The organism is Nostoc sp. FACHB-133 (genome assembly GCF_014698055.1).
In the GTDB taxonomy this organism is placed as follows: domain Bacteria; phylum Cyanobacteriota; class Cyanobacteriia; order Cyanobacteriales; family Nostocaceae; genus Nostoc.
In genome coordinates, this window is sequence record NZ_JACJSH010000003.1 from 54,966 (window position 1) to 70,071 (window position 15,106).

10 protein-coding genes are annotated in these 15,106 nt (G+C 40.3%); 9 read left to right on the forward strand and 1 reads right to left on the reverse strand.

Translation table 11 applies throughout. The annotated features are described in order from the left end of the window. The first annotated feature begins 240 nt into the window (after positions 1–240). From H6G86_RS03690 to H6G86_RS03700, 3 genes are all read left to right on the forward strand, one after another. A complete protein-coding gene (locus tag H6G86_RS03690) occupies positions 241–1,254 on the forward strand; it encodes an ATP-grasp domain-containing protein (protein WP_190933167.1) in 1,014 nt (337 codons plus the stop codon). Between the two features lie 13 nt (positions 1,255–1,267). After that, positions 1,268–2,437: a DegT/DnrJ/EryC1/StrS family aminotransferase gene (locus H6G86_RS03695; protein WP_190933168.1), complete on the forward strand. Its 1,170-nt coding sequence runs from the start codon at positions 1,268–1,270 to the stop codon at positions 2,435–2,437. 100 nt (positions 2,438–2,537) lie between these two features. Continuing rightward, entirely contained in the window at positions 2,538–3,941 is a 1,404-nt protein-coding gene (locus tag H6G86_RS03700) for a GumC family protein (protein WP_190933169.1), read from the forward strand. 304 nt (positions 3,942–4,245) lie between these two features. On the opposite strand, the gene H6G86_RS03705 is transcribed toward H6G86_RS03700, so the two are convergent. Further along, on the reverse strand, positions 4,246–6,588 hold the full coding sequence (locus H6G86_RS03705; RefSeq protein ID WP_190933170.1) for a glycoside hydrolase family 31 protein: 2,343 nt from the start codon (positions 6,586–6,588) through the stop codon (positions 4,246–4,248). 442 nt (positions 6,589–7,030) lie between these two features. Here H6G86_RS03705 and H6G86_RS03710 point away from each other — a divergent pair, with 442 nt between their 5' ends. The 6 genes from H6G86_RS03710 (at position 7,031) to H6G86_RS03735 (ending at position 15,044) form a co-directional block, all read left to right on the forward strand. Then, the gene (locus H6G86_RS03710) at positions 7,031–7,975 is read left to right on the forward strand and encodes a cation diffusion facilitator family transporter (protein ID WP_190933171.1); all 945 of its coding nucleotides are present in this window, start codon (positions 7,031–7,033) and stop codon (positions 7,973–7,975) included. Positions 7,976–9,039: 1,064 nt separating this feature from the next. Then, positions 9,040–9,432, forward strand: coding sequence for a hypothetical protein (locus H6G86_RS03715; protein WP_190933172.1), 393 nt, complete (start codon positions 9,040–9,042; stop codon positions 9,430–9,432). Positions 9,433–9,505: 73 nt separating this feature from the next. After that, the gene (locus tag H6G86_RS03720) at positions 9,506–9,721 is read left to right on the forward strand and encodes a hypothetical protein (protein WP_190933173.1); all 216 of its coding nucleotides are present in this window, start codon (positions 9,506–9,508) and stop codon (positions 9,719–9,721) included. A gap of 61 nt (positions 9,722–9,782) precedes the next feature. Continuing rightward, the gene (locus tag H6G86_RS03725) at positions 9,783–11,921 is read left to right on the forward strand and encodes a patatin-like phospholipase family protein (RefSeq protein WP_190933174.1); all 2,139 of its coding nucleotides are present in this window, start codon (positions 9,783–9,785) and stop codon (positions 11,919–11,921) included. Between the two features lie 341 nt (positions 11,922–12,262). Continuing rightward, positions 12,263–13,351 (forward strand): isocitrate/isopropylmalate family dehydrogenase, encoded by a 1,089-nt coding sequence (locus H6G86_RS03730; protein WP_190933175.1) that lies wholly within the window; start codon positions 12,263–12,265, stop codon positions 13,349–13,351. After that, positions 13,335–15,044: an aconitase/3-isopropylmalate dehydratase large subunit family protein gene (locus tag H6G86_RS03735; RefSeq protein ID WP_190933176.1), complete on the forward strand. Its 1,710-nt coding sequence runs from the start codon at positions 13,335–13,337 to the stop codon at positions 15,042–15,044. Before H6G86_RS03730 ends, H6G86_RS03735 begins: the two co-directional genes overlap by 17 nt. Positions 15,045–15,106: the final 62 nt, after the last annotated feature.

Genomic DNA, 15,106 nt, shown 5'->3' on the forward strand with positions numbered 1-15,106 from the left:
CAAAAAATAAGGACTGTATGATCGCTACAAATGCACGCAAAGCTTTATTTTGGGGACTAGATTATATGCAGGGTGCACCCATCCATATCCACCTTCGCAATATTCGTTGGCACTCGATATGCATTTGTCGTAGCAGCAGGTTCAATACATAGAGAGAATCCCTAAGATATATTTTGGGTTTTTTAGTTTCATAATCAGCAGTTTTACAGAAATACCATTAGCTACAGAGGGTTGATATTTATGAACGTCATGTTGACTTGTGTGGGAAGACGGAATTATCTTGTAAAATTATTTCAAGAAGCTTTAGAAAATCGAGGTCTGGTGTTTGCTGGGGATACTAGTCTAGAAGCTCCAGCATTACAGGAAGCAGATAAAAGTTTTTTGTTACCACCTGTAAATCATGAAGACTATTTTGACAAACTACTTTATATCTGTGAACAATACCAGGTTCGTTTGTTGATACCACTAAATGATTTAGAATTACCTCTGTTAGCAAAACAACGCGATCGCTTTCTCAATATAGGGACTATCCCTGTAATTTCTTCTTCAGAAGTAATTGATATTTGTTTTGACAAATTAGCTACTTTTAAATTCTTAAATAGTTTGGGTATTTCTGTCCCCAAAACTTATCTTTCTATTAACGAAGCAAGAGAAGCCATCAAACATCAAGAAATCTGTTTTCCTTTAGTCGTTAAACCTCGATGGGGAAGTGCATCAATTGGGATTGAATATCCTGAAGATGATGAAGAATTGGAATTAGCATATCTTCGGTCAAAAAAAATGATATCCAAATCATTTTTAGCGGGCATAAGCTCTACAGACTCCGATGAATATATCCTGATTCAAGAAAAAGCAATTGGACAAGAATATGGTTTAGATATTGTTAATAATTTAGCAGGAACTCACATCACTACTTTTGTTAAACAAAAGTTAGGTATGCGAGCTGGAGAAACAGATCGAGCGTTAACTGTTGAGCATGAAGTTCTTAAAAAGCTGGGTGAAAAAATAGGTAAAAATATAGGACATATTGGCAACCTAGACTGTGATGTAATTGTGGGACAAAAAAGTGCGTGTGTGTTGGAAATGAACCCACGTTTTGGTGGTGGATATCCATTTTCTCATGTAGCAGGAGCAAATATTCCAGCAGCATTGATCGCTTGGGCAAATGGGGAAAATTCTAACGAGCAATGGCTGAAGGTTCAAACTAATGTAATGAGTGCAAAATACGATTGCATTATCACTGTTCGTAGGTAAAAAATAAAAAATTATGAATAAACCAATCCTTCTTTCAACTCCACACATGGGCGATCGCGAGTTAGAACTCATCAAAGAAGCTTTTGATACTAACTGGATTGCACCAGTAGGACCACACGTAAATGCTTTCGAGCAAGAATTTTGTCAAGAAACTGGGGCTGGGTATGCGGCGGCTGTTAGTTCTGGTACAGCAGCTCTACATTTGGCTTTACGGTTAGTAGGTGTCCAGTCTGGAGATGAAGTTTTTTGCTCTACCCTGACATTTATAGCTACCGCTAATCCAATTGCTTACTTAGGAGCAAAACCAGTATTTATTGATAGCGATCGCACTTCTTGGAATATGAATCCTGACTTATTGCAGGAAGCTCTAGAGAACCGCGCACGTTTTGGCAGATTGCCTAAAGCAGTGGTACTTGTGCATCTGTATGGTCAAAGTGCAGATATCGATCCCATCCTGAAAGCTTGCAATCAATATGATGTTCCTTTAATTGAAGACGCAGCTGAAGCTTTAGGTGCTAGCTACAAAGAGCGTTCCCCAGGAACTTTTGGGCGCATTGGCATTTACTCCTTTAATGGCAATAAAATCATCACTACCTCCGGCGGCGGGATGTTGGTTTCCGACGATCCACAATTGGTAGCAAAAGCCCGTTTCTTAGCAACCCAAGCACGTGATTCATCTCCCCATTACCAACACTCGGAAATTGGTTACAACTACCGCCTTAGCAATGTTTTAGCTGGTATTGGTCGCGGTCAATTACATCTTTTGAGTGAGCGAGTGGCAGCTAGAAGACGCAACTTTAAGATTTACCAACAGGTTTTAGGAAATCTTCCAGGCATAGAATTTATGCCGGAAGCTATTTTTGGCTGTGCTACTCGCTGGTTAACCTGTTTAACAATCGATCCAGCAACTTTTGGAGCAGATCGAGAACAAGTCCGCATCGCACTTGCCGCACAGCAAATTGAAACTCGTCCTGTATGGAAGCCTTTGCATCTTCAGCCTGTGTTTGCTGAGTGTGAATATATTGGAGATACAGTAGCTAAAGATTTATTTACACACGGTCTTTGCCTACCTTCGGGATCTAATCTCACAGACGAAGATTTGGAGCAAGTGATTAGTGAAATTCTAGCAGTTCACCATAATAGTTCTAAAACTCATACTTGTATGTCTTTATCTAATCAGTAGATTGGCTTGACAAATTACCTATCTTATCTGTTTTGCTTGTTTGTAATATTGAGTCATTCAAGCTTAATTACATCAATCATTAAAAATTCAATTTAAGTTTATGAAATCTCAAACAGAAAGCATTATTACATTTAATACATATTTGCAAATTTTGAAGCGCCGTTGGTTGTCTTTTATAGTAATATTTTTCCCAGCTTTGCTAATTTCATTGCTACCTTTGTTATTAAGGCAACCTAAGTATATGGCAGAGGGAAAGCTGCTGTTCCACAAAACAAATATAACTTCTTCCCTAACGGGAGTAGGAGCAGAAATAAACAAGCTAGAATCCGTATCTCAGGATCAAACTAATCCTTTAAATACAGAGGCAGAAGTTATACGCTCTATACCTATAGTGCAAAAAGCTATAAAAAAACTTAACTTGAAGGACGACAAGGGAGAGCTTATAAAACTCCAGGCTTTTCTTAAAAAGTTGACTGTGAATAATATTAATGGAACTGATATTTTATTAGTATCCTATCAAGATACTAATCCGAAAACTGCAACAGAAGTTGTTAATAAATTGATGTATGCTTATTTAGAATATAATGTATCTGCTCAGAGAAATCAAACTACGGCCGCTCGCAAATTTTTAGAAAACCAGATGCCGAATACAGAATTAACTGTTCTAAAAGCAGAAGCCGATATAGCAAAGTTTAAAGAAAAACATAGAAGTGTTTCCCTGCCAGAAGAAGCAAGTAAGGCAGTAGAAAACATTGCAGATTTACAAAAGAAATTTGGTGAAGCTCAATCAAGAATTGCCGATATCGATGCACAGTCTAAAGAAATCCGCGAACAATTGGGTATGAACTCTCGGCAGTCAATTATTAAGACTTCCCTTAGCCAAATTTCAGGTGTACAAGATATTCTTAAAGAAATTCAACAATTAGAGTCGCAACTTACACTCAGGCGAACTGTTGTAAAAGACACCCATCCGCAAATTCTAGATTTAGAAGACAAGTTAAAGTCTTTAAACGAGTTACTGCAACAACGCATAAAAAAAGTTACAGGAACGCATAAACTACAACTAAATCAAAACTATGAATTAGGAGAACTACAACAGCAACTCTCAGCGAAGCTTATAGAATTAGAGTCAACCCATCTAGGTTTAGAAAACCAAGCTGCTGCTTTATCTAACTTACAAGCTAGCTACAAACAACGTTTGAGTTATCTTCCGAAATTAGAACAACAACAACGCCAGTTAGAACGTAAAGCACAAGTCGCACAATCTACTTATTTACTTTTGCAACAAAAGCTAGAAGAAAGCCGTTTAGCAGAAAATCAAAACTTAGGTAATGCAATTATCCTATCCGAAGCTCAAGTTCCTCAAGAGCCTATTTCTTCTCCTTTTATGCTTGTGAGTGCTTCTTTGCTGGCTATCCTGGCTACTTTAGTGGCTATCTTTATTTTGGAAGCAACAGATAAATCAATTAAGACTGTTGATGAGACCAAAAGTTGTTGGGATTGACCTTTTTTTAATTAAAAATTAAAAATTAAAAGTTAAAAATTAAGGAGGATAATAATTTTTAATTTGGGGTACAAGCCCCCACTGAATTTTTGATTCAGTGGTCTACAATCAGTGGTGGGTACAAGCCCCGACTGATTGCAATTTTTAATTAATAATTTTTAATTTTTAATTGGAGCGTTCGCGGTAGCGTCTCGTAGAGAAGCGACTTGACTTCATTAGGGATTATTCTTTCTTTGAGTAATACCATTTCACGAATATTACTGAATTCTAAATGCAAATTTCAGAATCAATTTTATGGATCTGCCTAAGTAGAAAATTCCAACCGATGTGCAGTACCATTATCCACAAAAGTCTGTTCACCAACGCCGACTAATTCCACAGTGGTTTCACGCGTTATAGGTGAGAACTCACCTTCTCTAGCTGCAATCTCAACAATGGTTCTTTGCTGCTCGGAATAAACATGGTAAGTTGTGGTGCAAAAGGCTCCTGTTTTGTACTCAAAAGTATGACCATCATCTTCATAAAGGGTAAACTCACCAACGCCCTTCCAAATCCGCAGTCTCATTTGGTTTATGGGATGTTCATCTACATATTGCATTACTGGTGCGATCGCAATAATCGAGCCAGCACGAACATATAACGGCATTTTCTCCAGTGGTGCATAAGCAAGAATGTAAGTTGGCCCTGTAAATGTCTCCCCACTCCACCAATCGTACCAACAACCTTCAGGCAAGTACACAGCACGATGTTCAACGCCTGGACGGTAAATAGGTGCTGCTAGTAACGAGGGACCAAGCATTACTTGATCGGCAAGAGAAAAGGTTTTTGGGTCATTGGGGAAATCATACAGAAGTGGGCGAAGAATTGGTGCGCCAGTAGTTGCAGCTAACCAAAAAAGACTGTAAATATAAGGTAGTAGTTGATAACGGAGTTCAATATACTCGCGGCAAATTTTTTCGATGCGATCGCCAAATACCCAAGGCTCATGCTGTGCAGTAGTTAATGCTGAATGTCCACGCATCAAGGGGTAAAGCATTCCTAGCTGCATCCAACGCGCATATAGTTCAGCTGTAGCATTTCCCGCAAACCCCCCAATATCACTACCAACAAAGGGAATGCCCGATAGGCCCAGGTTACAAAGCATTGGTATGGACATTTCCAAGTGTTCCCACAGAGATTGATTGTCTCCTGTCCAGATAGCTGACCAGCGTTGAATGCCGGCATATCCAGAGCGTGTCAATATAAAAGAGCGTTCAGTCGGACGAGATATTTTCGCTCCTTGATAAGATGCCTGTGCCATCATTAGCCCATAAAGATTGTGAACTTCCTTGTGGGTGGTTATTTCCTCAATTGGTCCCTGTGGTGCATCAAGGGGAAAGGAAATTTTGTTACCAGGGTCGCCGAATGGACGGTCATCAAGTGCGGGTTCATTCATGTCGTTCCAGATGCCGGCAACACCAATATCAGTTAAACTTTTTTGCCAATTTCCCCACCAATCTCTAACTTCAGGACGTAGGTAATCAGGAAAGACAGCCTTGTCTGGCCAAACATAGCCGTGGAACAATTGACCATTAGTTTTTCGGATGAAATAGTTATTGTTTAATCCCTCGTCAAAGACTTTGTAATCTGCTTCTGGCTCGTATTTGACTCCCGGATCAACAATCGTCACTACTTTAAATCCATCTTGTTTGAGATTTTGGATTAATGTTTGAGGGTCAGCAAATCGCTTCGGACTCCAGGTAAAAACCCTATAGCTATTCATATAGTCAATATCTAAATGAATAACATCACAGGGAATGCGACGCTGACGAAATTCATCAGCTAGTTTGCGTACTATATCTTGTGACTCATAACTCCAGCGACATTGGTGATAACCTAATGACCATCGAGGTGGCAAAGGCATCCGTCCAGTTAGCTGGGTGTAAGTCTGGATAATTTTCGCAGGTTCAGGCCCATAAATAATGTAGTAATCTAGTTCACTCCCCTGAGTTTCCATCTGCCAAACTCCAGGCTGCTGTGCGCCCAGATCAAATCGGCTCCAATAAGTAGTATTAAAAAAAAGTCCGTATCCCAATCCAGGACGCAAGGCGATGAAAAAGGGAATTGCCTGATACATACTGTCTGTCATGATGCCGTAATCGATCGCATCTGATGCCCAGTTGGTTCTCACTTTTGATCGCTGATCTAGTAAACCAGTCGGTTCACCAAAACCATAGAAATGTTCGTCAGATTCAATCCGTTTCCACCCAGCAACCTCCCCTGTCCGCCACCCCATCCCTAAGTCTGTATCTTGAGCAAAAGGCTGTCCTGCTGAGTCAAAACACTGGATACGACAAGGATCGCGGGACACGACAATACACAATTGCTCAGTTTCAATTTCTATAGTCTCTGCTTTTTCCCGTACTTCAAACGGCACAGTAGGCCATTCTTCATCCGCAAGTGCCACTGCCCACGATCGCCTAAAGAGAAATTCACCACTTGGGGCCATCCGTACCCGAATTAAGTTTGGTGCTAGCACACTAACTATTAGACAAGGGTCGCCGCACAGCAATAGAATATGGCGCTCATTCTGTTGTATTGCTTGTACTGCTCCAAGGATTGACCAAGGCGCTTCAGTTGTGTGCAGTTGTCCAAAGTATTGTGGCATAATTTCTGATTTCAAGATAACTATTTTACCCAATTGAGATTCACATAAACTACTACTCAAAAGCGTGTATCTTTAGGCATAGGGTATATTGAACTTTATTTATCACTGTCCTAGTAGTTCGCCAAGTTCACTTGGCGGGGTAAAGGGTAAAGGGGAAGGGGGAAAGGTTTCAAATCCCTTACCCCTTACCCCTTACCCTTTCCCCAGCCATCACGCAGCATTTTTGGGTTGGCAGACTACTAGGCAATCAAAGCTGTGCTTTGGAGCCAAAAGTAGTAATATCTGCGATCGCAGATATTATCCCTTCAAGAGCGATCGCTTTTTGTGCCACACCATTACCCGTTTCTATGTGAATACGAAATTTTCATCAAAGTCTCAAGGTGGATGAAGCCATGAGCTAAATTTGTTACTGTTGGCTAAAAATTACAGTTGAGTAAATTTGATGAGTGTTCGAACAGTACGCTCCTACGCTTTCCTATCAATTGGGGCAGCAGTTGTTACTATTGCTTTGAAGTTTGGGGCTTATCTGCTAACCGGATCGGTAGGGTTGCTTTCGGATGCAATTGAATCGTGTGTGAATCTGGCGGCAGCATTGATAGCACTGTGGGCAGTAACTTATGCTGCCAAACCAGCCGATGCAGAACACACCTTTGGGCATTCTAAAGCGGAATATTTTTCCAGTGGAGCCGAAGGTGCATTGATTATAGTTGCAGCAATCAGTATTGGAGTTGAAGCCTGGGGAAGATTATTGCACCCAGAAGCGATCGCTCAAGTGGGATTGGGGTTGGCTCTATCAATGTTGGCAACAGCAGTCAACGGTGGAGTTGCTTTTGTTTTGCTAAAAGCAGGACGACGTTTGCGTTCGATTACACTGCGAGCTGATGCACACCACCTGTTTACTGATGTCTGGACTTCAGGTGGTGTGATAGTGGGAATCTTTTTGGTTCAGGTAACAGGTTGGTTAGTACTTGACCCAATCATCGCTTTATTGGTAGCAGTCAATATTGTCTGGACAGGATTTCGCTTGCTACGAGAAAGCTTTTTTGGATTACTGGATACTGCCTTGCCTATTGAAGAAATAGAGACAATCCGGGTTATTCTCAGTAAATATGAACGCCAAGGTATCCAGTTCCATGCAATGCGTTCTCGGATTGCTGGAACACGTCGGTTTATTTCCTTTCATATTTTAGTGCCTGGAGCATGGACAGTGCAGCAAGGACATGATTTATGCGAAGCAATTGAGTTGAGCATCATTCAAGCATTGCCAAAAAGCAGCATCACAACTCATCTCGAACCATTAGAAGACCCTGTATCCTGGGAAGATCAGGAATTGGAGCGGACTAGTAGTTCGCCAAGTGTACTTGGCGGGTTAAAGGGAAAGGGGTAAGGGGGAAAGGGTTTAAATCCCTTAACCTTTCCCCTTTCCCCTTTCCCCAGTCCTCACTTAGCATTTTTGGGTTGGCAGACTACTAGTAACCAATGACATGAATCACTTGCAAGCGTTGTTCAAGAGGTTAAATAATAGGTGAACCACCTTCTAAACACAAAACAGCCACCTCTGCTCCATTCAACGATCCAACATCAGCAGCGTTTTTTGAAAAGTGTATGTATGAGGCGGTAGCCCCTAGGGACGAAAAAAAGCAAGTACCTCTGGAAATCTGCATAATTATTTACCTAATTACACAGAAGTTACAGTTAGTAACTTCTGTGTAATTATTAATTTTAAAAATTTTAACTATCTCCTTAACTGTCTTAACTGTCTTAAATGTCCGCTTAACTGTCTTAAATGTCTTAAATGTCTGTTTAGCTATCTTAACCATCCGCTTAACTATCTCCTTAACTGTCTTAACTGCTATTGCATTTTGTAGATAAAGCTGAGATGATTTGTAGGCTGAAGTTCAGCTTGTTCTTTGAAATGCAGTTATTAAATTGAAAATTAGTCTATTTTAATAAATCTATCATAATGAAAGTTTTGTCCGATATTAAATAGCAGGAATAACCGTAAATATTATCTCATAAACAATCCCTAATCCACTCCAAAAAACTATAGAGGTCACACCAATAAAAAATATAAAGTTCTTGTCATTAATGGAGGCGGTATCGGGGCAATTGTACTAGCATAAACACAAAAGCGAATAGTAAGTAAAAATTATTTTTAGTTTGTTAGATTTAATTGCTGATATTTAAACCGGAGGTATTCTTACAATCAGACTAACAGAATTTTATTAAACTTAAACAAATCTCATACATTTCCGAGCGCTGAATATAGTATTGAAAATCTCATTAAAAATATTTTTAGTATAGGAATGAGATATTTTGCGAGCTATTATTTAAACATATAGTTGCTTCAATAGAGAATATATTATTCCCATGAAAATATTTCTCTGAATTAGATACTTAAGTAGTGTTTTCATCAGCATCCAAGTGTAAGGATTTTAGGTAATTATTATAATGGATGACATAGTTCAAAAACTTGCTGGTCTGGGTCTTCCTGGTGTAATACTCGTGATTCTAACGGTAACAACAGGGGGGAGTTCTGCTGCTGTTGCAGCTACCCTGACAGCCTTGGGAGGGCCGTTTGGCATCGTCGGAGGTATAGCCCTGCTAGGTCTAGTAACTTTGGTCGGAGATACTGTAACGGGATATGGAATTGAAGCCATTCTTAAAGGCATCTATACAGAACGTAGCAAAACCGAATCTGTGATATTTCTCCTCAAAGAAATTCAAGGTTTACCGATTACAGAGGAGCTAAAACTAAAACTAAAAAATCAACTTAGCGTAGCAATGATTACTGATACTAAAGAGGTTCGATATCTAAAAAAAATTGAAATTATTGAGGAATAATTTTTATATAAACTGTAAAACCGATCAATTGGCCATCTTTTTTAGTCCAAAACTTTTTGATGATCAGAGTTTAGTGAGTCTCACAAAAGGAATTCGCACTCGAATTGTGAACAATCTGAGAGTAAATCCCGATGATTTGATTCCACTAGATAAAGAAATTATTCCTAAAACTGCAATTGGCAAAATTCAGCGATCGCAACTTAGCCAGCGCTTTAATACAGGTGAGTTTAAAGCAATAATTAAACAGATTGATATATTACTGGGTAATGCCAATACTATTTCTGACTAGTTCTACCGTAAAGTATGAAAGCAAAATTACAAATTTATTTTTTTGTGGAGATTAAAATCTTGTGATAAACCAGATATATAGCCAATCAGTATTAACATTTGATGGTCAAGATGATTACATAGATTTTGGCAAAAACGATTTTGATGGTGTTTTTGCTCAAGGAAGTTCAGCCTTTACGATTTCAGGATGGGTGAATCCTCATCAACTAACAGATAAAGCCACCACTTATGGAACGCGCAACGTTTTTTTCGCCCGTTCTTCAGATCGATATAGTGATAATTTTGAGTTTGGCATCAGTGAATCAGGGAACCTAGATGTATACATTGACGAGAATGTTGAAAAGTTTATCAAACCCTTTGGTAATGGAGAATTAACTGTCGGACAATGGCACTTTTTTGCTATTATTTTTAATAAGGGTCAAGTAAGTATATACCTTGACGAACATGAGTACTTTGGCTACTTCACAGGTGACTCTTTAAACAAAGCAACCAGTTCTGTGACTCTGGGCGCGACTTTACACAACAACATATATTTCACCGGTCAATTAGCTAACATTAGCGTCTGGAATTACCCTTGTCCCCCAGTGGAAATCCAGAGGCATCGCTATCAACCTTTAGTTGGCAATGAACAAGGATTAATCGCTTACTGGGCATTAAACGAAGGACAAGGGACAAGTGTAAAAGACCAAACTGGAAATGGCCATGATGGAAAATTGCGTGGCAATCCCAGTTGGGATATTGCACAACTTCCCTTTGGAATTACACAATCATCCGACGAGAGTGAGAAACAAGACCAGATAGCAAGTAGTCCTGATGGGGAACAACCAGAGGAAACTGTGGTAGTGGATGAGGAAAGCCGCTTGATTGCAGAAGTTATCCCCACTGAAGTAACTGCGATCGCTGAAGATGATTTGCGGCAACTATCCGTTGAGGTTCCTCCGGTTGTAGAAACTGACATCCCCACAGAGAAAACAACAAAGGGAAAAAAAGGGACAAAAAGACAGACTGAAAAATCTGCAAATATTCAAACTAACCAGCCAAAGGGACAGAAATCAGAAACAGCCCAAACAGTTGCAGTCAATATCCAACAACAGGAACAACCACAAACATTAACTCAGGAGCGATCGCCAAAAGCTATGAATACTAAAGCCAATTCCAAATATAAAATCCTTGCCATTGACGGAGGCGGTATTCGGGGCCTTATCCCCACCATGATCCTGGCAGAAATTGAAAAGCGGACACAAAAGCCGATTTTTAGTTTGTTCGATTTAATTTCTGGCACTTCTAGCGGAGGAATTCTGGCACTCGGATTAACTAAACCCCGATTAGATTTAGAGGCCACTGATACCTCACCCACCGCCCAATATAGTGCTGAGGATCTCCTGCAAATATATATTGAGTATGGGGCTGAGATATTTTACGAGCCATTCTGGGAAAAAGTACTCGGTCAAATAGAGGATATATTCGTTCAACCAAAATATTCTTCCGAAGGAAGAGAAGAAATTATTAGGCAATATTTTGGTGATACTCCTCTAGAAAATAATCTCAAAGAAGTATTTGTAACTAGCTACGATATCGAGCAGCGAATTCCAATATTCTTTACTAACAAACTGGAAAAACAACAGACAGAATCGAAAAAGTTTCGTAAGTTATGTGCAGGTTTTACCCTCGCAGATGCGGCATTAGCAACTAGTGCAACTCCAACTTATTTTGCTCCCTATCGCGTTTCTAGCTCCCATAATACCAACGGATTTTATACTTTAGTCGATGGTGGAGTAGTTGCTAATAATCCAGCTAATTTGGCTATTTTAGAAGCACAAATCAGTAGACAAGAAACCAAACAACCCCTGAATATAGAGGATATCTTATTAGTATCCTTGGGTACTGGTTCCTTGACCAGTGTCTACGCTTATGATGAAGTGAAACAATGGGGACTATTACAATGGGCAAAACCACTGTTAAATATTGTGCTGGATGGTGGTAGCGAAGTAGTAGCTGGAGAATTAGAACGGTTGTTTGAGGCTACTAGTAAAGGGAATAAAGCTTCTTATTATCGATTCCAAACATTCTTAAAAAGCGAACTCGAGGCAATAGATAATGCCAAACTAGAAAATGTCCGGCAGTTACAAACTTTAGGTAGCATACTGATTCAAGAAAAAAGTCAACAAATCGATGAGTTGTGTAGTATTTTAACAAGCTAAATCTGAGAGGATGTTTTAAAAGTTGCCTTGGCGATATCAAAAGTTTTAGCTCCCTCTAAATCACTCGATAAATTGGGAAACTTTGATTCCAGTCTCCTGCCTTTTTAGGGGGATAGAGGGGATAAAGAAGTGTCTAAAATCACAGATAAACACTTTTAAAACAACCTTTGAGGCTTTCTGAGTAAGTATCAATACAGTTCAGTTAAAGTTAAAACTCTTTGCCCAAGTCAATTTTTTTAACGAACCGCAAAGGACGCAAAGGACGCAAAGATAAGAAAGAAGTCCTTAACTGAACCGTAAAGTAAGTATGTAAAACAACGAGGTATTGGAGTTGTGGCTAAATGGAGTCTTTAAGTAAGGCATATCGGATTGTTGCCATTCCTGGAGAAGGGATTGGGCCAGAAGTAGTGGAAGCTTCCTTAAAAATTCTGCAACACGTTGCTAAAATTCAAGGATTTAGCTTACAGGTAGACTATGGTTGGCTCGGCGCAACTGCCTTTGAACAGCTGGGTAGTTACTTCCCTCAAGCCACCGCCGAACTGTGCGATGGAGCCGATGGGATTGTATTTGGTGCAGTTAGCCAAGGCGGATTGCTGGAACTCCGAAAGCACTTCGACTTCTTTTGCAATCTTCGTCCAATCCTCAGCGTTAACAGTCTTGTGCATAAATCTAGTCTTCGACCAGAGAAAATTCAAGGACTTGATATTCTCATCGTTCGAGAACTAGTCAGTGGAATCTATTTTGGCCCATCTGGACGCTCTTGTGATGAACAAGGAAATTATGGATACCATACAATGCGCTACTACGATGAAGAGATTCGTCGAATTGCTCACAAAGCATTAGAAAAAGCGCAATCTCGCCGAGGATTACTGACCGTAGCTCACAAAGAAAATGCTTTACCTCATTTGCCTTGGACTCGTCTAGTTCAAGAAGAAGCTAGACAATTTCCCGGCGTTGTTGTTGAGCCAATGCTGGTAGATAACTTAGCTATGCAAATGGTTTTAAATCCCCAACGGTTTGATGTCATTTTGGCTGGTAATTTGTTTGGAGATATTCTCAGCGATATTGGCGGTGCATTAGTTGGCTCAATTGGCTTATTAGGATCGGCAAGTCTTAATGCTAATGGATTTGGTTTGTACGAGGCCATTCATGGTACGGCTCCAGATATTGCAGGCTTAGGAATTGCTAATCCCCTCGGAACCTTGGGAGCGTGTGTTTTAATGCTTCAGCAATGGGGAGAAGTGCAGGCTGCTCAACAGATTATTGCAGCGCAAGACCGAATTTTAGCTAAGGGATACCGAACAGCTGATTTGTTTACCCAAGGAGAAGAAATTTTAGTTAACACTGCCACCTTAATTGACCTTTTACTTGAAGAACTTTCAGTTGTGCAACATTCTCAATTAGGAGTGCTTCATGAGTCACGAAAATAAAGTTTTGTACCTTGGGGATGATATCAATACCGATGATATTATTCCTGCCAATCGAGCTACAAATGATGATCTAGATAGCTTAAAACATTATGCTTTAGAGCATGTGATTGGAGCAGGTGAACTGCTAAAATATGATGTGATTGAAGCAGGAGAAAATTTCGGCTGTGGTTCCAGTCGAGAAATTGCTCCCATTGCCCTACAAGCTGCTGGAATTACAAAGATTCGGGCGCGATCGTTCGCCGAAATTTTTTATCGTAATAGCATCAATATTGGACTTTCTCTAGAAATTCTAAGGGAGAAACAGGAGAATCCTGTCGTTGATGCGATCGCAGCAGCAGGTGGGTTAATGTCTTTTAATCAGCTGCGTCGTCAGGGTCAGATTACCATTCCTCGGAGCCTGACCCCGACCCGACCCATGACTTTAGTAGAAAAACTTTTGACCAAAGCCTCTAGAAATTCCTACGTCCAGCCTGGAGAAGTGGTTTTTGCTCAGGTCGATTTAGCATTATCCCATGATGCTGTAGCCGGGCCAGTAGCTAAAACATTCTATAAACAGTATGGAGAAGGAGCAAAGTTATGGGACTCCCAAAAGGTGGTCTTAGTAGCAGATCACTTCATCCAAATCAACGACATCCGTGCTGATGACAAAGCATATCTGATGTACGAACAGATGATTGAATTTGCTAAATTCCAAGAATGCCACTTATTTGATGTGGTTTCCCCAGGTGAAGCAGCAGGTATCTGTCACGTTTTACTCCCAGAAAAAGGGTTTGTCCGACCAGGGATGATAATTGCTGGTACAGATTCCCATACCTGCACCTACGGAGCATTGGGAGCCTTTTCCACAGGGGTGGGAACAACAGATATGGCTAATATCTATGCCACAGGAGATATGTGGATTCGTGTTCCTCCAACCCTAGTATTTGAGTTATCTGGAACCTTACCTCCTACAATCAGTGCCAAAGATATTATCCTGTTTATTCTGGGACAAATCGGCTGTGCTGGCGCTACCAGTAAAGTAATGGAGTTTAGAGGGTCAATCCTCGCACAACTGCCTTTTGATGAACGGTTAACTTTAGCCAATATGGCCGTGGAGTGTGGTGCAATCTGTGGGTTGATTGTTCCTGATGAAGTAACCCGTGAGTATCTAAAAAACCGAGTTTCAGAAGAATTTCAAGAGATTATCGGCGATGCTGATGCTGAGTACGAAAGGGTTTATCAATTTGACCTCAGCAGTTTAGAACCACAAGTTGCACGTCCCCCAAAACCAGATCAAGTAGTTGCCATTAGTCAGTTAGAAAACATTCCGATTACCAAAGCCTTTATTGGCTCTTGTACTGGAGGAAAACTCTATGACTTAGCTCAGGCAGCCGAAGTTTTAAATGGTCGCCAACTGGCAGACGGTGTAAACTTGTTTATTGTACCTGCAACCATTGAAATTAGAGAACAAGCTCAAGAATTGGGCTATCTCGACATTTTTGAACAAGCAGGGGCACAAATTCTCAAGACAGGTTGTGGGGCTTGTATCAATTCTGGATTTGGGGTTTTGGCGAAAGAAGAAACAGGTATTTATGCAACCAATCGCAATTTTAAAGGACGCAGTGGCGATCCAACGGGCAAAAATTATTTAGCCTCACCAAGAACAGTAGCTATCTCTGCTGTAAATGGAAAAATTAGCGATCGCTTTGATTGAATTGGGGACTAGGGACTGGGTACTGAGAAGAATTTAATAGCGATTGGAAACCCAACCAAATC

Bases quoted from the DNA above. Each gene is read 5' to 3' on its own strand.
- H6G86_RS03735 (WP_190933176.1), top strand. From the start codon at position 13,335: ATGAGTCACGAAAATAAAGTTTTGTACCTTGGGGATGATATCAATACC.
- H6G86_RS03705 (WP_190933170.1), bottom strand. From the start codon at position 6,588: ATGCCACAATACTTTGGACAACTGCACACAACTGAAGCGCCTTGGTCA.
- H6G86_RS03710 (WP_190933171.1), top strand. From the start codon at position 7,031: ATGAGTGTTCGAACAGTACGCTCCTACGCTTTCCTATCAATTGGGGCA.
- H6G86_RS03730 (WP_190933175.1), top strand. From the start codon at position 12,263: ATGGAGTCTTTAAGTAAGGCATATCGGATTGTTGCCATTCCTGGAGAA.
- H6G86_RS03715 (WP_190933172.1), top strand. From the start codon at position 9,040: ATGGATGACATAGTTCAAAAACTTGCTGGTCTGGGTCTTCCTGGTGTA.
- H6G86_RS03700 (WP_190933169.1), top strand. From the start codon at position 2,538: ATGAAATCTCAAACAGAAAGCATTATTACATTTAATACATATTTGCAA.
- H6G86_RS03695 (WP_190933168.1), top strand. From the start codon at position 1,268: ATGAATAAACCAATCCTTCTTTCAACTCCACACATGGGCGATCGCGAG.
- H6G86_RS03690 (WP_190933167.1), top strand. From the start codon at position 241: ATGAACGTCATGTTGACTTGTGTGGGAAGACGGAATTATCTTGTAAAA.